Genomic DNA, 20163 nt, shown 5'->3' with positions numbered 1-20163 from the left:
CCCGCTCCGGTACTCTGTGTCCATGACTTCGCACACGTGCTGCACCCAGTGGTGGGGGGGGGGGGGGGGGGGGGGGGGGGCGGGGGGCGGGGCCCCCCCCCCCCCCCCCGCCGACGGTCAGGGGGCGGATCGGGCGTCAGTGCACGGGCCGGTGCACGTTCTCCTTGTGCGTGGGTCCCGGGGTCGCGTCGGCGATCCAGGGGCCCTCGCGGCTGCTGTCGACGATGCCGGCCTCCAGCCACTGCGCCTCGCCCTTCAGCACGCTCCGGGTCAGCGCCCGGTCGGGGCCGTCGGTGTTGGTCCACAGCCGGTCGAACAGCTCGTCGACGCGGATCCTGGCCTGCTTGCAGAAGGTGTCGGCCAGCTGCCGGGCCTGCGGGCCGTGGTCGCTGCTCGCCGCCAGGTGCTGGGCGCGGACGCACGCCGCGCTCATCGCGAACAGCTCGGCGCCGATGTCCACGATCCTGGCCAGGAAGTTCTGCTTGAGCTCCATCCGGCCCTGCCAGCGCGACATGGCGTAGAAGGTGCTGCGGGCCAGCTTGCGCGCGTTCCGCTCGACGTACCGCAGGTGGCCGGCCAGAGCCCCGAACTCGGCGTACGAGGTGGGCAGCTGACCGGGGCCTGCGACCAGCTTGGGCAGCCAGCGGGCGTAGAAGCCGCCGGCCTTGGCGCCGGCCCTGGCCTTGTCGGCCAGCGTCGCCTCGGGGTCGATCAGGTCGCCGGCCACCGACAGGTGGGCGTCGACGGCCTCCCGGGCGATCAGCAGGTGCATGATCTCGGTGGCGCCCTCGAAGATCCGGTTGATCCGCAGGTCGCGCACCAGCTGCTCGGCCGGCACCGCCCGCTCGCCGCGGGCGGCCAGCGAGTCGGCGGTCTCGAAGCCGCGGCCGCCGCGGATCTGCACCAGCTCGTCGGCCATCCGGCAGGCGGCCTCGGAGCCGTAGAGCTTGGCCAGTGCGGCCTCGATGCGGATGTCGTTGCGGTCCTCGTCGGCCATCTGCGAGGACAGGTCGAGCACCGCCTCCAGCGCGAAGGTGGTGGCCGCGATGTAGGCGATCTTCGCGCCGACCGCCTCGTGCTCGGCGATGGGCTTGCCCCACTGCTCGCGGACTCCCGACCACTCCCGGGCGATCTTCAGGCACCACTTGCCGGCGCCCACGCAGGCCGCGGGCAGCGACAGGCGGCCGGTGTTGAGGGTGGTCAGCGCGATCTTCAGGCCCGCGCCCTCGGGCCCGATGCGGTGGGCGGCGGGGACCCGCACCTGGTGGAAGCGGGTGACGCCGTTCTCCAGGCCGCGTAGCCCCATGAAGGCGTTGCGGTTCTCCACCGTGATGCCCTCGGACGCCGCCTCGACGACGAACGCGGTGATGCCGCCCTTGTGGCCCTCGGAGGCCGGGACCCGGGCCATGACGACCAGGAGGTCGGCGATCACGCCGTTGGTGGTCCACAGCTTCACGCCGTCGAGCACGTAGTCGTCGCCGTCGGGCACGGCGGTGGTGGCCAGCCGCGCCGGGTCGGAGCCGACGTCCGGCTCGGTGAGCAGGAAGGCGCTGATGTCGGTGCGGGCACAGCGCGGCAGGAACTGCTGCTTCTGCTCCTCGGTGCCGAACATCTTCAGCGGCTGCGGTACGCCGATCGACTGATGCGCGGACAGCAGGGCGCCGACCGCGGGGTTCGCCGAGCCGACCATGGCCAGCGCCTTGTTGTAGTACACCTGGGTGAGCCCGAGGCCGCCGTAGGCCTCGTCGATCTTCATGCCGAAGGCACCCAGCTCCTTGAGATCGATGATGGTCTCGTCGGGGATGCGGGCCTCACGCTCGATCCGGGCGCTGTCGATGCGGGTCTCGCAGAACTCCCGCAGGCGGTCGAGGAACTCCTCGCCCTTCTCGACGGCGCCGTCGGTGGGCTGCGGGTACGGGTGGATCAGGTCGAGGCGGAAGCGGCCGAGGAACAGTTCCTTGGCGAAGCTGGGTTTGCGCCAGCCCTGTTCCCTGGCGGCCTCGGCCACCTGGCGTGCTTCGCGCTCGGTGACCTTGCGCGCTGTGACGGGTGCGGACACGGTTTGCGTCACCTCCGGGTAGCCGGCTACCGACCGGTCTACTGGTCCGTACTACCCGAATTCACGCAATCCAGCCAGAGCAGCGGCGGGCACGCGCCCGCCGCCGCTGACCGGGTGTCAGGCCGGGGCCAGAGCCTCGGCGTTCCGCCGGGGCCCGGCGCCTACAGGTCGAGGCCGGTGAGCACCAGCACCCGCTCGTAGGTGTAGTCCTCCATGGCGAACTTCACGCCCTCGCGGCCGTTGCCGGAATCCTTCACGCCGCCGTACGGCATCTGGTCGGCGCGGTACGACGGGGCGTCGCCGATGATCACACCGCCCACCTCCAGGTCGCGGTGCGCCCGGAACGCCAGCTGCAGGTCGTGGGTGAACACGCCGGTCTGCAGGCCGAACCGGGAGTCGTTGACCGCCGCGAACGCCTCGTCCGCGCCGTCGACCCGGTGCAGCGACAGCACCGGCCCGAACGCCTCCGCGGTCGCCAGGATCGCGTCGTCCGGCAGATCCGCGAGCACGGTCGGCGCGTAGCTCGCGCCCTCGCGCACACCGCCCGCGAGCACCTTGGCGCCCTTGGCCGCCGCGTCCTCCACCCAGGCGGCGACCCGCTCGGCGGCGGCCTCGCTGACCAGCGGGCCGACGTCCGTCGCGTCGTCCGCCGGGTCGCCGGTGACCTGCGCGGCGACCTTCGCCAGCACCCGCTCCACCAGCGCGTCGTACACCGAGGCGTCGGCGATGACCCGCTGCACGGAGATGCAGGACTGGCCGCCCTGGTAGTTGGCGAAGGTGGCGATCCGCGTGGCCGCCCACTCCAGGTCCTGCTCGGACGACCAGTCGGCGAGCACCACCGCGGCGGCGTTGCCGCCGAGTTCCAGGGTGACGTGCTTGCGCGGCACCGAGTCCATGATCTGGTGGCCGACGGTGTCGGAGCCGGTGAACGAGATTACCGGCAGCCGCGGGTCCTGCACCAGGGCGGGCATCCGCTCGTTGGGCACGGTCAGCACGCTCCAGGCGCCCTCGGGCAGCCCGCTGGTCTCGGCCAGCAGCTCGCCGAGCAGCAGCGCGGAGAGCGGGGTGGCGGGCGCCGGCTTCAGGATGATCGGCGCGCCCACCGCGATGGCCGGGGCGATCTTGTGCGCCACCAGGTTGAGCGGGAAGTTGAACGGCGCGATGCCCAGCACCGGGCCGTGGCTGAACCGCCGGGTCAGCGCGAGCCGGCCGACGCCGCCCGGGTCGGTGTCCAGGCGCTGCGCCTCGCCGCTGTTGAAGCGGCGGGCCTCCTCGGCGGCCCAGCGGAACACCGACACCGCGCGGCCCACCTCGCCGCGCGCCCACTTGATCGGCTTGCCGTTCTCGGCGGTGATCAGCCGGGCTATCTCCTCGGCGCGCTCGGCGAGCCGCTTGGCCACGTGGTCCAGGGCCGCGGCCCGCACGTGGGCGGGCGTGGCGCCGAAGGCGTGCTGGGCGGCGGCGGCCGCGGCCACCGCCTCCTCGACCTGCTCCTCGGTCGGCACGCTCACCCGGCCCACCAGCGAGCCGTCCCACGAGTTCGTCACGTCGAAGGTGTCCGTGCCGGTGGCCGGACGGCCGGCCACCCAGAACGGGGAAGGGGCTGCGCCTGTGCTTGTCACGGTGGGATCCGCCCTTTCTGGTGATCTCAGGTGCCCCCACCGTAGGCGCGGGGGCGCCGGGTCCCCGTTGTCCACGGCGGAGTGGGCGGGAGACCGGGCGCTACGGAATGGCCAGGGCGCCGGGGCGGGGCCGTGGGCGCAGGGGTGGTGCCGTGGGCGCGGGGGGGGTGCCGTGGGCGCGGGGGGGTGCCGTGGGCGCGGGGGGGGTGCCGTGGGCGCGGGGGGGGTGCCGTGGGCGCGGGGCGCCGGCCCTGCGCGTCGAACGTCAGGCCTGGGCCTTGAACGCCGGCCGTGGCCTGGTGAACGTCAGCCCTGGGCCTTGAGGGCCAGCCACAGCTCCATCCGGACGTCCGGGTCGTCCAGGGAGCGGCCCAGGATCTCCTCGACCCGCCGCATCCGGTAGCGCAGCGTGTGCCGGTGGACGCCGAGGTCGGCCGCGGCGGCGTCCCACTGGCCGTGGTGCGACAGCCAGGCGGAGAGCGAGGCCACCAGGTCGCCGCGGGACGTCGCGTCGTGCTCGCGCAGCGGGCGCAGCAGGCCCTCGGCGAACGCCTGCACCGCGTCGTCGGCCAGCAGCGGCATCACTGAGCCGGCGCCCACCTCGTCGTGCTCGACCAGATTGCGGCCGCGCCGCAGCGCGACGGCCAGGGCCCGTTCCGCCTGCTCGTGCGCCCCCGGCACGTCCGGTGCCTCGGCCGGCGCGGACAGGCCGGCGGCCAGGGCGTCCTCGGCGTCGGCGAGGTCGGCGGTGGCGGCCAGCGCGTGCGCGTCGGTCGCGGCCAGCACGATCAGCCGCTCGCCCTCGCGCACCGCCAGCAGCGGCTCGCCGGCGCGCACGGCCGCGGCCTCGGCCCGCTCGCCGAGCAGCGCGACGGCGTCGGGTCCGGTACTCGGGTCCGACGGTTCGGCGATCAGCACCCGCACCGGCTGCTCCAGCAAGCGGCCGTAGAGCCGGCCGGCGACGGCGCGGGCGTGCTGCGGCTCGCCGGCCAGCAGCATCCGCAGCAGCGCGGCGGCCAGCCGGGCCTGTGCGTCCTGCAGGGTGCGGGACTGCTCCAGGGACAGGGTCAGCAGTGCGACCGCGGCGTGTACGACGTAGCGCGCCGAGGTGTCCAGCCGCTCCTCGGTGCCGACCGCCAGGAAGCCGCGCGGGCGCCGGCCGGTGCCCAGCGACTGCAGCTCCACCCGGTCCTCGCTGCCGGCCGTCCCCGCGACGGCGGCGCTGGCCGGCGCCGGGGTGTCGCGCAGCCGGTCGATCTCGCCGGCCAGCCGGGCGGCCCGGCGGCCCGCCCAGTCCGGTGCGGCGGCCAGCACCGTGCCGGAGGCGTCGTAGAGCGCGGCCCAGCCGTGGAGGTGGGCGGCGAGCCGGGCGAGCAGGGCGGCGGTGCCGTCGGCGGCGAGCGCGGCGCGGGTCAGCTCGCGCTGCGCCTCGAACCCGGCGGTGACGGCCTTGTACTGGTCGGCGGCGACGGCCGCGGAGACGGCCTTGCTGATCGCGATGAACGGGGTGCGGCGCGGCACCTCCAGCAGCGGCAGCCCTGCCTCCTCGGCCGCGGCCACCAGCGCCGGCGGGACGGCGTCGTGCCCGACGCCCACGCCGAACCCGAGCCCCACGACGCCGGCCCCGGCCAGCCGCCGCACGTAGGCGCGCAGCGCATCCGCGTCCTGCACGTCGAGCTTGAGCCCAGTGGTGAGCAGCAGCTCGCCGCCCTCCAGGTACGGCCCCGGATCGTCCAGTTCGCTGGTGTGCACCCACCGGACCTCGGCGTCGAGCCGGCCGGCGCCGGCGAGGACGGCCAGCTTGAGCGCCGAGTGATGGGCGAGTGACGCGAGAGTGAGCGGCATACCGACCTGGTGACCCCGTGTTCTTGGGCCGTCCGGTCCCGGACGGCCCTTCAATTGTGCCGCACCGTACAGCGGCCTCTCATCCCCGCAGGTCCACCAGCACCGGAGGCGCGTGCTCACCGCCCGTCGTCGTCATCGACACCACCGCGTGCCCCGCCGCCACCCCGTGCGCCAGATCCGAAGCCGACCACCGCTCCCGCTCCACCTCGCGAACGGTGACGGATTCGGTGGTCACGGTCTCGCCGGTGAAAAGCCGCCGCACGCCGCGGCCGATCCTGCGCGGAAGGCCGCCGGACTGGTCGGGGGTCCTGGTGATGTCCTGCGTCTGGACGGTGGTGGTCCCCCACGCCTCGGCGAAGAACCCGCCGTCCCACGGGGTGACCCCGGACAGAGCCATGCGGCAGCCGATCGCGCCGACCAGCGGCCCGCGCAGGTTCTCCGGGATGTCGTCCAGCGTGCGCAGGCCCAGCACCACGCCGGCGTGCGCCGAGCGGAGTGACGACAGCGCCCTGACCGTCGCCGGCGTGATCGCGTGGGCCGCGTCGTCGACGACGATGCAGGCGAACAGCGAGGAGTCCCGGCGCCTGGAAACCGTGGTCGTGAACTGTGCGAGCAGCAGCCGGACCAGGATCCGCGAGGCCTCGGCATGGCCGTGCTCCGGCAGTTCGATCCGCACCCGCAGGGGATGCGCCAGCGCGTCCATCGAGAACGGCCTGCTGCGCCCCGTGGTGTCGAAGAACCCGGCGAACGCCGGCCGGTCGAGCGTCGCGATCCGGTCCGCCAGCTGCCCGCCGATGTCGCCCGGGCGCGCCGACTGCCGCTCGCGCGCGTCGAGTTCCCGCCGCAGTCCCGGCGCGTCCACGGCGTCCACCGCCGCGCGCAGGGCCGCGTACGCGTGCGGCACCCCGTCCAGCAGTTCCCGCAGCACCGGGACGGGCGGGAACTGCCCGTGGGCCGCGACGTAGGGGCCCAGCACCTGTCCCAGCGCCGTGGCCGCACGTCGCTGCTCCGTCTCCGGGCCGTCGACCAGCGCGTCTGCCAGCAGCCACGCGGCGAGGTCGGGGTCAGTCGTCCCGCCGTAGAGGTCGAGGTCGTACTGGGACGAGGGATCGCCCAGCGCGATCATCACGTCGTAAGCCTCCGCCGGGCCGAGGTCGGCGTCCGCCGCGCCGACGGCGACGACGGCGGCCCGGCCCGCCAGGGCCTGCAGGCACAGCGACTCGGCCACGGGACGCATCACCTGCCGGGTCTTGCCGGAGCCCGTGGGGCCCACGGCCAGCAGTCCAGTACCGAGCACCACCGGGTCCAGGGCGATGCCCGAGCCCCGGTACTGGTAGCCGTTGCGCTTGTCCACCACGCCCCTGCCGATGCGCACCTGGCCGCCGAGCAGGTCGTGGCGGGCCGCGCGGCGCGGCACGTCGCGCTTGCCCGACGGATGCAGGCAGGCTTCACCGCCGAGCCGCATGACCGTCTCGGAGAACTCCTGGGCCCCGTCGCGGCGGCCGTGCACCAGCGACCACGCCTGCTGGATCCGGACGCAGTCCACGTCGTTCATCCGCCCGTCCCTGACCTCCCCGGCCAGCCGGTCCGCGACGTCGTGCCGCCCCACCCGGCGCAGCTCGAACCACTCGGCCGGGGAAGGCACGACATCCGCCCCTGCGGCCTCCCCGCCCTTCCGCTGCGGCCCGATCCCCGGCGCGGAAGGTCCCCGGGCCGGCATTCCGAGTGCGGTGCGCGCCAGTTCCGGCCACCTGCCGTACTTGGCGAAAGGCCACGCCATCAGGAGCGCGACGGCGACGTAGATGGCGTACTGGATCTCCGTCGCGCGCGTCCTGTCGCCACCGATCAGCCACGACGGGGGAACCATGGCGAGCACCATGGGGAGGATCGGTACGTAGCCCTTCCAGCTGAGAATCCACAGGACGACCCCGCCCGCCAGAGCGGCCAAGGCGCGCGGCGCCGGACCCTTCACAAAGCGGCGCATCACCTCGCTCCAGCTGCCCAGGCGGCTGAAGTAGCGCGCCAGCAAAGCGATCCACAGGAGACGGTAGAGGTCGTCGACGACCGACTCGGGTCGGCTGGGGCGCCCGCCGTGCCACCAGCTGCGCGGGGTGAGCAGCTTCAGCGGCTCGCGCCAGAACGGGATGTAACCGTTGTTGAGAAGCGACCAGACGAGCAGCCCGCTGAGCAGTGCGAGAACGGCTCCCCCGACCAGGCGGCGGTCCGTCATGCGATCAGGGTCGTCCGGCAGGCGGGGCTCGTGGTCGAATCCGTAAATCCCAGGAGCGTCCACGGTGCGCGGGGTGCGCAACCACCGCTCCACCGCGGACATCGGCGGCGCCTGCGCGGGCATCGGCGGCGGCGTCTTGGGCCGGGGAATGGGCGGTGCGGACGGCGGCTCCGGAACATCGCCCGGGAACGGGCCTCGGAAAGCTCGGCCTGCGGACGCCGGTGTGCCGCCCTCGTGGTCCCTGGCATCCATTGGACAGCTCGCCCCTCGCCCCTCGTCGCCGACGATGCGCTCAATGTAGTCGAGCGGCTACCGCGGTAAAAGGATCTTGAGGGGATTGCGGGGGCGGCGCGCGCACTGGCCGTTCCGGCGAAACGGGGGCGGGCAGTGTTACCTATCGGCGTATGCAGGGTCGCAGGGGGGCGGCCTAGCCTGCCGGGAGATGCCGTATGCGTATGAGGGATTCGAGGGAGATCGTCCGCCATGACCGAAGTGCCCCAGGAGCGCAAGCTCGTCACCGCCGTGCCAGGACCGAAGTCCCAGGAGCTGCTGGCCCGCAAGTCCGCCGCGGTCGCTGACGGCGTGGGCGTCACCCTGCCGGTGTTCGTCGCGCGTGCCGGCGGCGGCATCGTCGAGGACGTGGACGGCAACCGCCTGATCGACTTCGGCTCGGGCATCGCCGTGACGTCCGTCGGCAACAGCGCCGAGGCCGTGGTCCGCCGCGCCTCCGCGCAGCTCGCCGACTTCACGCACACCTGCTTCATGATCACCCCGTACGAGGGCTACGTGGAGGTCGCCGAGCGGCTGGCCGAGCTGACCCCGGGCGACCACCCGAAGAAGTCCGCGCTGTTCAACTCCGGCGCGGAGGCGGTGGAGAACGCGGTGAAGATCGCCCGCGCGTACACCAAGCGCCCCGCGGTCGTCGTGTTCGACCACGGCTACCACGGCCGCACCAACCTGACGATGGCGCTGACCGCGAAGAACATGCCGTACAAGGAGGGCTTCGGGCCGTTCGCGCCCGAGGTCTACCGGGTGCCGCTCGCCTACGGCTACCGCTGGCTGACCGGTCCCGAGCACGCGGCGGAGGAGGCCGCGGCCCAGGCCATCGACATGATCACCAAGCAGATCGGCGCCGAGCACGTCGCGGCGATCGTGATCGAGCCGATCGCCGGCGAGGGCGGCTTCATCGAGCCGGCGAAGGGCTTCCTGCCGCGGATCGCGCAGTTCGCCAAGAACAACGGCATCGTGTTCGTCGCCGACGAGATCCAGACCGGTTTCTGCCGCACCGGCCAGTGGTTCGCGTGCGAGGACGAGGGCATCGTGCCGGACCTGATCACCACCGCCAAGGGCATCGCCGGCGGCCTGCCGCTGGCCGCGGTGACCGGCCGCGCGGAGATCATGGACGCCGCGCACACCGGCGGCCTCGGCGGCACCTACGGCGGCAACCCGGTGGCCTGCGCCGCCGCGCTGGGCGCGATCGAGACCATGAAGGAGCTGGACCTCAACGCCAGGGCGCGGCGGATCGCCGAGATCATGGTCCCGCGGCTGACGGAGATGCAGGAGAAGTTCCCGGTGATCGGCGAGATCCGCGGCCGCGGCGCGATGATCGCGGTCGAGCTGGTGGAGCCGGGCGGCAAGGAGCCGAACCCGGCGGTGACCGCGGCGGTCGCCAAGGCCTGCCACGCCGCCGGCCTGGTCGTCCTCACCTGCGGCACGTACGGCAACGTGTTGCGCTTCCTCCCGCCGCTCGTCATCGGCGAGGATCTCCTCAACGAGGGCCTCGACATCATCGAGAACGCCTTCGCGGGGGTCTGACGGAGGTCGGCTCCGAGGCGGACAGGACAGGGGGCCGGGGGTCGTGAAGAACGTGTGCGGGCCTGATGGCGAGGGGGTGTGCGGTGGCGTTTCCGGGACCCCCGTGACGTACGGTTTCCGTGGAACACCCCGCGAGTGGCGGACTCCCCAGAAAGCCACACGCGACAACGCGCCGGTGAATCCCCATCACCGGCTCGGCAGTGCCCTCGCGCACGACACCGCCGGGACCTCTGGCCCCGGCAATCCTCGCCGATCGGTCGGCCGTTCGCCCCAAACCCCCCGGGACGAGCGGTCCGGCGATCGTCCTGGCCGCCCCGGAACTCTCCCCCCTGTTCCGGGGCGGCTGACTCTTTTCCGGGCACTTGCCGCGCTGTCGGCGTCCGCCCTGCTCGGTGTGGCCGGATTCGCGGTGCTCACCTGGCTGGTGACGGCCGGCGGTGCGCCGGTGCGCGCGGACGGCCGGGTGCTGCACCGCTTCCTGCGCGCGGCGGCCGCGCATCCGGGGCTCGACTCCACCGCGCATTACCTCTGCAAGCTCGGCAACATCCAGGTGGCGGTGCCCGTACTGCTCGCCGCGGCGGTCTGGACCGGCTGGGCGGCGCGCGCCGCGGGACGGCCGCGGTGGTGGCTGCCGCCGGCGGCGGCCGCGCTGGCGATGGCGCTGCTGCCGGTGGTGGTGACGGTGGTCAAGGACGCCGTGCACCGGCCGCCGCCCGGGCAGACGGTCCCGGATCCGAGCGGCTACGGCTACTTCCCGTCCGGCCACACGGCCACCTCGGCGGTGGCCTTCGGGGCGGCGGCGCTGCTCCTGCTGCCGTGGGCGCGCGGCCGCGCGGCCCGCGTGCTGCTGGGGGCGGGCACGCCGCTGCTGCTGCTCGCGGTGGGCTGCGCGCTGGTGTGGTGCGACTACCACTGGCCGCTGGACGTGCTGGCCAGCTGGTGCCTGACGCTCACCCTGCTGTCCGGGGTGGCCGCCGCCCAGGTCCTGGCCCGGGCGGCACACCACGGCGCCCCGGACGCCGCCGGCTCCGGCAGCTCCGGCGGCGCCGCGGACGACGGGCTCAACTGTTCGTCGGGAAGCCCAGGTTGATGCCCCCGTGGGACGGGTCGAGCCACCGCTGGGTGACGGCCTTGCCGCGGGTGAAGAACTTCACGCCGTCCTCACCGTAGGCGTGGGCGTCGCCGAACAGCGACGACTTCCAGCCGCCGAAGGAGTAGTAGGCGACGGGCACCGGGATCGGCACGTTGATGCCGACCATGCCGACCTCGACCTCGTGCTGGAAGCGCCGGGCGGCGCCTCCGTCGTTGGTGAACAGGGCGGTGCCGTTGCCGTACGGGTTGGCGTTGATGAGCGCGAGCCCCTCGTCGTACGAGCCGACACGGACGATGGACAGCACCGGGCCGAAGATCTCGTCGTCGTAGACGGACATGCCGGGCTTGACGTGGTCGAAGAGGGTGGGGCCGAGCCAGAAGCCGTCGGCCTCCGCGCCGGTGAGCGGGTGGCTGCGGCCGTCGACGGCGAGGGTGGCGCCGTCGGTGACGCCGGCGTCGAGGTAGGCGGTGACCTTGTCGCGGTGGACGCCGGTGACCAGCGGGCCCATCTCGGAGCCGGCCGCGCAGCCGGGGCCCACGGTCAGGCCGGCGATGCGCTGCTTGATCCGGTCGACCAGGTCGTCGCCGACGGGGTCGACGGCGACCAGCACCGACACCGCCATGCAGCGTTCGCCGGCCGCGCCGAAGCCGGCGTTGACCGCGGCGTCGGCGGCCAGGTCCAGGTCGGCGTCGGGCAGCACCAGCATGTGGTTCTTGGCGCCGCCGAGCGCCTGCACGCGCTTGCCGTAGCGGGTGCCCGTCTCGTACACGTAGCGGGCGATCGGGGTGGAGCCGACGAACGACACGGACTTGATGTCGGGGTGCTCCAGCAGCCGGTCGACGGCCGGCTTGTCGCCGTGCACGACGTTGAACACGCCGTCGGGCAGGCCGGCCTCCTTCCACAGCTCGGCGAGGAAGTTCGCCGCCGACGGGTCCTTCTCGGAGGGCTTGACGACCACGGTGTTGCCCACCGCGATCGCGATCGGGAAGAACCACATCGGCACCATGGCCGGGAAGTTGAACGGGGAGATGATCGCCACCGGACCGAGCGGCTGCCGGATGGAGTAGACGTCGATGCCGGTGGACGCCTGCTCGGTGAAGGCGCCCCTGCTCAGCTGGGCGATGCCGCAGGCGTACTCCACGACCTCCAGGCCGCGGGCGACCTCGCCGAGCGCGTCGGAGTGCACCTTGCCGTGCTCGGAGACGATGAGCGCGGCGAGTTCGTCGCGGCGGGCGTTGAGCAGCTCGCGGAACGCGAAGAGCACCGCCGTGCGCTTGGCCACGGAGGTGTGCCGCCAGTCCTGGAACGCCTCCAGGGCGGCGCTGACCGCCTGGTCGACGACGGTGTGGTCGGCGAAGTCCACCTGGCGGGTGACCTTGCCGGTCGCCGGGTCGTACACGTCGCCGCGGCGTTCGGAGGTGCCGGTCCACGGCCGGCCGGCGATCCAGTGGGTGAGGTGCTCGGTCGTCACGGGATGACCCTTCCTTCGTCGGTTCCGCCAGTGTCGTCAGGGCCCGCCGGGCCCGGCAAGCACCACGCTGTCGGGCTGCGGCGGTTCCGCCTTACACACCGTAGGCCGGGCGGGCCCGGCGATGCGGGTCCGGCCCGCGGCACGGGCCCGCGGCGTGCGGGCTGCGGTGCGCGGTCTGCGGAATGCGGTGCGCGGAACGCCGGGGCCGCCGCGGCGCGTCAGCCGCGCGCGACGCGGGCGGCCGCCTCGTGCATGGCCATCTCCAGCACCAGCGGGTCGGTGAGGTGCCCGGTGCCGTCCGGCGGTACGAGCCAGCGCACCCCGCCGGTGGGCCGCCCGGGAAAGGGCACCACGATCCAGGTGCCGCGCCCGGCGATCCGCACGCCGGTGCCCACCCAGCGGGTGGAGGTGCCGGCCGGGACTAGGAAGCCCATGCGGGCGTCGCCGAAGTCGGCCAGCACCGGGCCCGGCCGGTCGACCATCCGGTTGAGGACGTCCAGGGTGGGGTACCCCAGGCGCGCGCCGATGATCAGCACGTCCCACAATCGCCCGGCCGGGAGCAGGGTCACTCCCAGCGGGTTGCGCTCCCACTCCCAGCGGCACCCCTCGGGATCGGGTGCCACCGATACCAGCCAGTCCACCGCGCTCTTCGCTCCGGTGCTGCCCATGACGGCCTTCCTTCCACGTCGTGACGTACGTCCTCGGCGTCACGGGGAAGACAGGGGTGGTGCGGAACTCTTACGCGGGTCGGCCGGTATTTCTTACCAACGGGTAGGTGACCTGCGTCACACCCCGCTCAGCTGTCGAAGCCGAGGCCGGCGCGGTCCAGCGCGCGCAGCCACAGGTTGCGCCGGCCCTCAGAGGCGTCGGCACGGGCCAGCGACCAGCGGGTGAGGCCGATACCGGCCGAGGCGAGCGGCTCGGGCGGGAACGGCAGCGGCTTCCTGCGCACCATCGCCAGCCCGGTCCGCTCGGTGGACCGCCCGGCGAGCAGGTCGAGCATCACCTCGGCGCCGAACCGGGTCGCGCCGACGCCGAGCCCGGTGTAGCCGGCAGCGTAGGCGACCCGGCCGCCGTGGGCGCTGCCGAAGAACGCCGAGAAGCGGGTGCAGGTGTCGATCGCGCCGCCCCACACATGGCTGAAGCGCAGGCCCTCCAGCTGCGGGAAGCAGGTGAAGAAGTGCCGGGCCAGCTTCAGGTAGGTCTCCGGGCGGTGCTCGTACGCGGCGCCCATCCGGCCGCCGCGCGGGTAGATCGCGTCGTAGCCGCCCCACAGGATGCGCTGGTCGGCGGTGAGCCGGAAGTAGTGGAACTGGTTGGCGCTGTCGCCCAGGCCCTGCCGGCCGCGCCAGCCGATCGACGCGAGCTGCCCCGTGTCGAGCGGCTCGGTCACCAGCGCGTAGTCGTACACGGGCACCGTGTACGGCCGCACCCGGCGCAGCAGCGACGGGAAGACGCCCGACGCCAGGGCGACATGGTGGGCCCGGATCCGGCCGTAAGGGGTGCGCACCGCCAGCGCAGGGCCGCTCCTGACCAGGTCGGTGGCGGGTGTGTGCTCGTAGACACGCACGCCGAGGCGGGCGGCGGCGCGCTGGAGCCCCCAGGCGAGCTTGGCCGGGTGGACCATCGCGACGCCGTCGCGGTCGTGGAGCCCGCCGTGGAAGGTGGGCGAGTCGACCTCGGCGCGGACCTGGTCGCGGTCGAGCAGTTCCAGGTCCATGCCGTGCCGGGCGGCCAGTTCCGCGGCCTCCTGCAGCTCCGCCCACTGGTGCGGGGCGGTGGCCACGTCGATCTCGCCGGTGCGCTCGAAGTCGCAGTCGATGCCGTACCGGCCGAGGGTCTCCTCGATGGCGTCGAGGTTGCGCCGGCCCAGGTCCTGCAGCAGGTCGAACTCCTGCGGCCAGCGGGCGAGTCCGTTGAACGCGCCGTGGGTGAGGCTGGCCGCGCAGAAGCCGCCGTTGCGGCCGGAGGCCGCGCCGCCGATCCGGTCGGCCTCGACCAGCACCACGTCCCTGGCGGGGTCGCGCTCCTTGGCCAGCAGCGCGGTCCACAGCCCGCTGTAGCCGCCGCCGACCACCAGCAGGTCGCAGTGCTCCTCGCCGGCCAGTGCGCCGGCCGGTTCGGGCCGGCCGGGGTCGGCCAGCCAGTACGGGGCGGGTTCCGCGTCGGCGAGACTGCGGGCAGGGTCCATGGTGGTCACGCCTTCGCTTTCCGCCGGCCGCCGATCAACTGCCCGCCCAGCACCAGCAGGACGGCGATCGCGAACATCGCCGTGCCGATGACGTTGACCTGGACCGGCGTGCCGCGCTGTGCCGAGCCCCAGACGAACATCGGGAAGGTGACGGTGCTCCCGGCGTTGAAGCTCGTGATGATGTAGTCGTCGAAGGAGAGCGCGAAGGACAGCAGGGCTCCGGCGGCGATGCCGGGCGCGGCCAGCGGCAGCGTGATCCGCAGGAACGTCTGCAGCGGGGAGGCGTACAGGTCCTGCGCGGCCTGCTCCAGGCGCGGGTCCATGCTCATCACCCGGGCCTTGACCGCGGTCACCACGAAGCTCAGGCAGAACATGATGTGGGCGATGAGGATCGTCCAGAAGCCGAACTGGATGCGCATGTTGAGGAAGAGGGTGCCGAGCGAGGCGCCCATCACCACCTCGGGCATCGCCATCGGCAGGAAGATCAGCATGTTGGTGGCGGCCCGGCCGCGGAAGCGGTAGCGGGCCAGCGCGAACGCGGTCAGGGTGCCGAGCACCGTCGCGCCGATCGTGGCGTAGACGGCGATCTTGAGGCTGAGGGTGAGCGAGCCGCACATGTCGGCGACGCCGCAGGGGTGCTGCCAGGCGTCGGTGGAGAAGGTGTTCCAGGTGTAGTTGAAGCGGCCCTTCGGCTTGTTGAAGGAGAAGAGCAGCACCACCAGGTTGGGCAGGATGAGGTAGACGAGGGTGAGCACCCCCGCGATCACCACGAGGTTCCTGCGCATCCATCGGATCGGGCGCATCAGACCAGCTCCTCCGTTCCCGCCCTGCGGATGTAGAGGGTGACGATCGCCAGGATGGCGGCCATCAGGATGAAGGACAGGGCGGCCGCCGTCGGGTAGTCCAGGACCCGCAGGAACTGGGACTGGATGACGTTGCCGATCATCTTCTGGTTGGTGGAGCCCAGCAACTCGGCGTTGATGTAGTCGCCGGACGCCGGGATGAAGGTGAGCAGCGTGCCGGCCACCACGCCGGGCATGGAGAGCGGGAACGTCACCTTGCGGAAGGTGGTGAAGGGCGTGGCGTACAGGTCGCCGGACGCCTCGTGCAGCCGGCCGTCCACGCGCTCCAGCGAGGTGTAGAGCGGCAGGATCATGAACGGCAGGAAGTTGTAGGTCAGTCCGCAGACCACCGCCAGCGGGGTGGCCATCACCCGGTGGCCCTCGGTGATGCCGAGCCAGGTGGTGGCGTCCAGCACGTGGATGTGGTTGAGGAAGGACACCAGCGGGCTCTGGTCGGCGAGGATCGTCTCCCAGGCCAGCGTGCGGATCAGGAAGCTGGTGAAGAACGGCGCGATCACCAGGATGAGCACCACGTTGCGCCAGCGGCCGGCGCGGAAGGCGATGGTGTACGCCAGCGGGTAGCCGATCGCCAGGCACAGCACCGTGGCGATGCCCGAGTAGACCAGCGAGCGCACGAAGTGCGGCCAGTACTCGGTGAGGGCGTCCCAGTAGGTGGCGAAGTGCCAGGTGACCTTGAAGCCGGTGTCCAGCGAACCGGTCTGCACCGAGGTCGACGCCTGGTAGACCATCGGCGCGACGAAGAACACCAGCAGCCACACCACGCCGGCGAGCAGCAGCAGGTAGGGGACGCTGCGCCGGCGGCGGGCGGCCCGCTTGAGCGCGGCGGGCACCGGTACCGGGTCGGGCGGCGCCTCGGTCACGGGCGCGGGGGCGGAGGCGGCGGTCATGCGGCGGCACCTCCGGCGTCCGGCTCGTCGTCGGTGTCGATGCCGGCCTCGATGTCCTGGGCGGCGTCCAGGCCGAAGGTGTGCTCGGGGTTCCAGTGCAGGACCACGGGCGCGCCGGGCACCAGCCGGCCGTCGCGCTCCACGTTGGGCACGAAGACCTCGAGGTCGGGGCAGACCGGGCTGTCGATCACGTACTGGGTGGACACGCCGATGAAGCTGGAGTCGACGATCCGGCCCTGGACCCGGTTGCGGCCGGCGGGTATCGCGTCCTCGTCGTCCCGGTGGGCCAGGGTGATCTTCTCCGGCCGCACGCCGGCCAGCACCTTGTCGCCGGCGGCGACGTCGGCGCGGCAGCGGGCGGCCGGCAGGGTCAGCTTCTGCCCGGCCGACACCAGGTGCAGCTCGTCGCCCTGGACCCCGGTGACCTCGGCCGCGATCAGGTTGGACGTGCCGAGGAAGTTGGCGACGAAGGTGGAGCCGGGGTTCTCGTAGAGGTCGGCGGGGGCGCCCATCTGCTCGACCCGGCCGGCGTTCATCACCGCGACGGTGTCGGCCATCGTCATGGCCTCCTCCTGGTCGTGGGTGACGTGCACGAAGGTGATGCCGACCTCGGTCTGGATCCGCTTGAGCTCCAGCTGCATCTGGCGGCGCAGCTTGAGGTCGAGGGCGCCCAGCGGCTCGTCGAGGAGCAGCACCTGCGGCTTGTTGATCAGGGCGCGGGCCACCGCGACGCGCTGCTGCTGGCCGCCGGACAGCTGGTGCGGGCGGCGGCGGGCCAGCGGGCCCAGCTGGACCAGGTCGAGCATGTCGCCCACCTGCTGCTTGACCGACTTGATGCCGCGCCGGCGCAGCCCGAACGCGACGTTCTCGTAGATGTCCAGGTGCGGGAAGAGCGCGTAGTTCTGGAACACCGTGTTGACCGGGCGCTTGTACGGCGGCAGCGCGGTGACGTCCCGTCCGCCGAGCCGCACCGAGCCGGAGCTGGGGTCCTCCAGTCCTGCGATCATCCGCAGCGTGGTGGTCTTGCCGCAGCCGGACGCGCCGAGCAGAGCGAAGAACGAGCCGGCCGGCACGGTCAGGTCGAGCGGGTGGACGGCGGTGAAGGACCCGTAGGTCTTGCTGATCCCGGTGAGGTGGACGGCGTCGCCGGTCGCCTCGGGACTCGTGTTGGGGGTCGTCATGGGGGTGTCCTCGTGGGGTGCGGAGCGGCGGGCGGGCACGGCGTCACGCGCCGATGAGCTTGGAGAACTTCTCCTCGTACCGCGTGTCCTCGTCCTGGCTGAGGGAGCGGAACTGGTGCGCCTTGGCGTCCATCGCGGCGTCCGGCACGATCATCGGGTTGTCGGCGAGCGACTTGTCGATCTTCGCCAGATAGGGCTGCACCCCGGCCACCGGGCTCACGTAGTTGATGTACGCCGACACCTGCGCGGCGACCGCGGGCTCGTAGTAGTAGTCGATGAGCTTCTCGGCGTTGGTCTTGTGCCGGGCCTTGTTGGGGACCAGCAGGTTGTCGGTGGAGAACAGGAACCCGGCGTCGGGGAAGACGTACTCGATGTCCGGGTCGTCCAGCCGCAGTTGCACCAGGTCGCCGGCCCACGCCATGCACGCCGCGATGTCGCCCTTGCTCAGCCCGTCGGTGTAGTCGTTGCCGGTGAACTTGCGGATCTGCTGGCTGTCGACGGCCTTCTGGATGCGGGCGATCGCCGCGTCGTAGCTGTCGTCGGTGACGGTCTCCGGGCGCCGGCCCATGTCGAGCAGGGTCATCCCGATGGTGTCGCGCATCTCGGAGAGCAGCGCGACGCGGCCCTTGAGCGAGGGGTCGTCGAGCAGTTGGGACACCGAGCTGACCTTCCGCCCGCCGGTGGCCTTCTTGTTGTAGGCGATGCAGGTGGCGATGCCCTGCCAGGGGTAGGAGTAGGCCCGGCCCGGATCCCAGTCGGGGTTGCGGAAGCGCTGCGCGAGGTTGGTGTAGGCGTGCGGCAGGTTGGCCGGGTTGAGCTGCTGGATCCAGCCGAGCCGGATCATCCGGGCGGCGAGCCAGTCGGTGAGCACCATCAGGTCGCGGCCGGTGTCCTGGCCGGCGGACAGCTGCGGCTTGATCTTGCCGAAGAACTCGACGTTGTCGTTGATGTCCTCGGTGTAGTTGACCTTGATACCGGTGCGCTTGGTGAACGCGTCCAGGGTCGGGCGGTGCTTCCCGTCGTCGGTGACGTCGATGTACTCGGTCCAGTTGGAGAAGTTGACGATCTTCTCGGTGGCCGAGTGGTCGGTGGACGGCGTGGTGCTGCCGGTGCGGCTGGCGGCCGGGATCCCGCAGGCGGTCAGTCCCGCCGTGGCGACCGCGCCGAGTGCGCCGGCACGCAGCAACGACCGGCGGGCGAGGGCCCCGCGGCCGTTGGTCATGCTGCGCTGGGTCGCCGCGCGCTGCGCCGGCGACAGGGGCTCGTACTGCTCCATGGGGGGTGCCCTTCCGGGTTACCGGTGTGACCGGTCGGTGAAGACGGTGCGGTGCCAGTCCTTGCGCGCGACCGCGGTGTTGTCCGACATCACGTGCTTGACCTGGGTGTACTCCTCGAAGGAGTAGAGGGACATGTCCTTGCCGTAGCCGGACGCCTTGGCGCCGCCGTGCGGCATCTCGCTGACGATCGGGATGTGGTCGTTGATCCAGACGCAGCCGGCGGCGAGCGTGCGGCTGGCCAGGCCGGCCCGGTAGACGTCCCGGGTCCAGGCGGACGCGGCCAGGCCGTACGGGGTGTCGCCGGCGAGCGCCAGTCCTTCGCCGTCGCCGTCGAAGGGCAGCACGGCGAGCACCGGGCCGAAGATCTCCTGCTGGACGGCCTCGCTGGCTTGCGGGGCGCCGGCCAGCAGGGTCGGGAGGTAGTAGGCGCCGGCGGCGAGTTCACCGCCGGGGGCCGCGCCGCCGGTGACGACGTCGGCGTAGCCGCGGGCGCGTTCCACGACGGCCGCCACCCGGTCGCGGTGGGCGTGGGTGATCAGCGGGCCGAGGTCGGTGTCCGGGTCGGCCGGATCGCCGAGCCTGACGTCCCGCATGAGGTCGGCGACCCCGGCGACGAAGGCGTCGTACAGCGGGCGCTGGACGTAGGCGCGGGTCGCGGCGGTGCAGTCCTGGCCGCCGTTGATCAGGCTGGCAGCGACCGCGCCGTGCACCGCGGCCTCCAGGTCGGCGTCGTCGAAGACGACGAAGGGCGCCTTGCCGCCGAGTTCGAGGTGCACGCGCTTGACGCCGCCGGCCGCGAGCGCGGCGATCCGGCGGCCGACGGCGGTGGAGCCGGTGAACGACGTCATCGCGACGTCGGGGTGGGCCACGAGGTGCTCGCCCGCGTCGGGCCCGGTGCCGCTGACGATGTTGACGACGCCGTCGGGCAGCCCGGCCTCGGTCGCGGCCTGCGCGAACATCAGCGAGGTGAGCGGGGTCAGCTCCGAGGGCTTGAGCACGATGGTGTTGCCGGCGGCGATCGCCGGAAGGATCTTCCACGCGGCCATCTGCAGTGGGTAGTTCCAGGGCGCGATGGAGCCGACCACGCCGACCGGTTCGCGCCGGATGTAGCTGGTGTGGTCGGGGCTGTACTCGGCGGCGGCGACGCCCTGCAGCTGGCGGGCCGCGCCGGCGAAGAACGCGGTGTTGTCCACGGTGCCCGGGACGTCGAACCCGCGGCTGAGCCGGATCGGCTTGCCGCACTGGGCGGTCTCGGCGCGCGCGAGGTCCTCGGCCATGCCGTCCAGCACGCCGGCCAGCCGGTGCAGCGCCTGCGACCGCTCCCCCGGGCTCGCCGCGGCCCACTCGGGAAGCGCCGCCCGGGCCGCGGCGACCGCCGCGTCCACGTCGGCCGGCCCCGCGGTGCGGTAGGTCCACACGGCCTGCCCGCTCGCGGGGTCGACGACGGAATGCGTACCGGTGGCACCGCCGCTCCCCTCGACGGCCCGGCCGCCGATGTGGTGGGCGGCGGTGCCGAAGCGTTCCGCCACGTCACTTACGTGGTGCATCCCATGTCTCCTCGCCGATTGCCGCCCTGCAAACCGCTTGGCAGCGTGGGCAAACCCTGGGTTGGTGGCCGATCCTGGCAGA

General features: G+C 72.8%; 14 protein-coding genes. 2 read left to right on the top strand and 12 right to left on the bottom strand.

Going from position 1 to position 20163, the window contains the following annotated elements; genetic code table 11:
* Positions 1–136 precede the first annotated feature (136 nt).
* The 4 genes from ACH4TG_RS12155 to ACH4TG_RS12140 form a co-directional block, all read right to left on the bottom strand.
* Complete coding sequence (locus ACH4TG_RS12155) at positions 137–2059, bottom strand: acyl-CoA dehydrogenase family protein (protein WP_398242078.1); 1923 nt, start codon at positions 2057–2059, stop codon at positions 137–139.
* A 161-nt stretch (positions 2060–2220) separates the two neighbouring features.
* Positions 2221–3681 carry an aldehyde dehydrogenase family protein gene (locus ACH4TG_RS12150; RefSeq protein WP_398242077.1) on the bottom strand — a complete coding sequence of 487 codons (1461 nt, stop codon included), beginning with the start codon at positions 3679–3681 and terminating at the stop codon, positions 2221–2223.
* Positions 3682–3987: 306 nt separating this feature from the next.
* Positions 3988–5526 (bottom strand): PucR family transcriptional regulator, encoded by a 1539-nt coding sequence (locus ACH4TG_RS12145; protein ID WP_398242076.1) that lies wholly within the window; start codon positions 5524–5526, stop codon positions 3988–3990.
* Positions 5527–5605: 79 nt separating this feature from the next.
* Positions 5606–7756 (bottom strand): ATP-binding protein, encoded by a 2151-nt coding sequence (locus ACH4TG_RS12140; RefSeq protein WP_398242075.1) that lies wholly within the window; start codon positions 7754–7756, stop codon positions 5606–5608.
* A gap of 483 nt (positions 7757–8239) precedes the next feature.
* Here ACH4TG_RS12140 and gabT point away from each other — a divergent pair, with 483 nt between their 5' ends.
* Both gabT and ACH4TG_RS12130 read left to right on the top strand, forming a co-directional pair.
* Positions 8240–9571, top strand: coding sequence for a 4-aminobutyrate--2-oxoglutarate transaminase (gene gabT / locus ACH4TG_RS12135; protein WP_398242074.1), 1332 nt, complete (start codon positions 8240–8242; stop codon positions 9569–9571).
* A gap of 394 nt (positions 9572–9965) precedes the next feature.
* Positions 9966–10661: a phosphatase PAP2 family protein gene (locus tag ACH4TG_RS12130; RefSeq protein WP_398242073.1), complete on the top strand. Its 696-nt coding sequence runs from the start codon at positions 9966–9968 to the stop codon at positions 10659–10661.
* On the opposite strand, the gene ACH4TG_RS12125 is transcribed toward ACH4TG_RS12130, so the two are convergent.
* The 8 genes from ACH4TG_RS12125 to ACH4TG_RS12090 all read right to left on the bottom strand — a co-directional run bounded on the left by ACH4TG_RS12125 (position 10633) and on the right by ACH4TG_RS12090 (position 20081).
* The gene (locus tag ACH4TG_RS12125) at positions 10633–12135 is read right to left on the bottom strand and encodes a CoA-acylating methylmalonate-semialdehyde dehydrogenase (RefSeq protein ID WP_398242072.1); all 1503 of its coding nucleotides are present in this window, start codon (positions 12133–12135) and stop codon (positions 10633–10635) included. The genes ACH4TG_RS12130 and ACH4TG_RS12125 overlap by 29 nt on opposite strands.
* A gap of 218 nt (positions 12136–12353) precedes the next feature.
* Positions 12354–12803: a hypothetical protein gene (locus ACH4TG_RS12120; protein WP_398242071.1), complete on the bottom strand. Its 450-nt coding sequence runs from the start codon at positions 12801–12803 to the stop codon at positions 12354–12356.
* Positions 12804–12931: 128 nt separating this feature from the next.
* Positions 12932–14326, bottom strand: a complete 1395-nt coding sequence (locus ACH4TG_RS12115) for an NAD(P)/FAD-dependent oxidoreductase (RefSeq protein WP_398242147.1) — start codon at positions 14324–14326, stop codon at positions 12932–12934.
* A 5-nt stretch (positions 14327–14331) separates the two neighbouring features.
* Complete coding sequence (locus tag ACH4TG_RS12110; protein WP_398242070.1) at positions 14332–15129, bottom strand: ABC transporter permease; 798 nt, start codon at positions 15127–15129, stop codon at positions 14332–14334.
* Complete coding sequence (locus tag ACH4TG_RS12105) at positions 15129–16076, bottom strand: ABC transporter permease (RefSeq protein WP_398242069.1); 948 nt, start codon at positions 16074–16076, stop codon at positions 15129–15131. The genes ACH4TG_RS12110 and ACH4TG_RS12105 overlap by 1 nt, the downstream gene beginning before the upstream one ends.
* Positions 16073–17257 carry an ABC transporter ATP-binding protein gene (locus ACH4TG_RS12100; protein ID WP_398242068.1) on the bottom strand — a complete coding sequence of 395 codons (1185 nt, stop codon included), beginning with the start codon at positions 17255–17257 and terminating at the stop codon, positions 16073–16075. The genes ACH4TG_RS12105 and ACH4TG_RS12100 overlap by 4 nt, the downstream gene beginning before the upstream one ends.
* 43 nt (positions 17258–17300) lie before the next feature.
* Positions 17301–18533 carry an extracellular solute-binding protein gene (locus ACH4TG_RS12095; protein ID WP_398242067.1) on the bottom strand — a complete coding sequence of 411 codons (1233 nt, stop codon included), beginning with the start codon at positions 18531–18533 and terminating at the stop codon, positions 17301–17303.
* An 18-nt stretch (positions 18534–18551) separates the two neighbouring features.
* Entirely contained in the window at positions 18552–20081 is a 1530-nt protein-coding gene (locus ACH4TG_RS12090; RefSeq protein ID WP_398242066.1) for a gamma-aminobutyraldehyde dehydrogenase, read from the bottom strand.
* Positions 20082–20163 lie beyond the last annotated feature (82 nt).

Origin of the sequence: Streptomyces sp. NPDC020917 (assembly GCF_044333795.1) — a bacterium.
Classification (GTDB): domain Bacteria; phylum Actinomycetota; class Actinomycetes; order Streptomycetales; family Streptomycetaceae; genus Actinacidiphila.
Note: the sequence above shows the minus strand (reverse complement) of the source record. Positions and strands in the feature narration are given on the sequence as shown.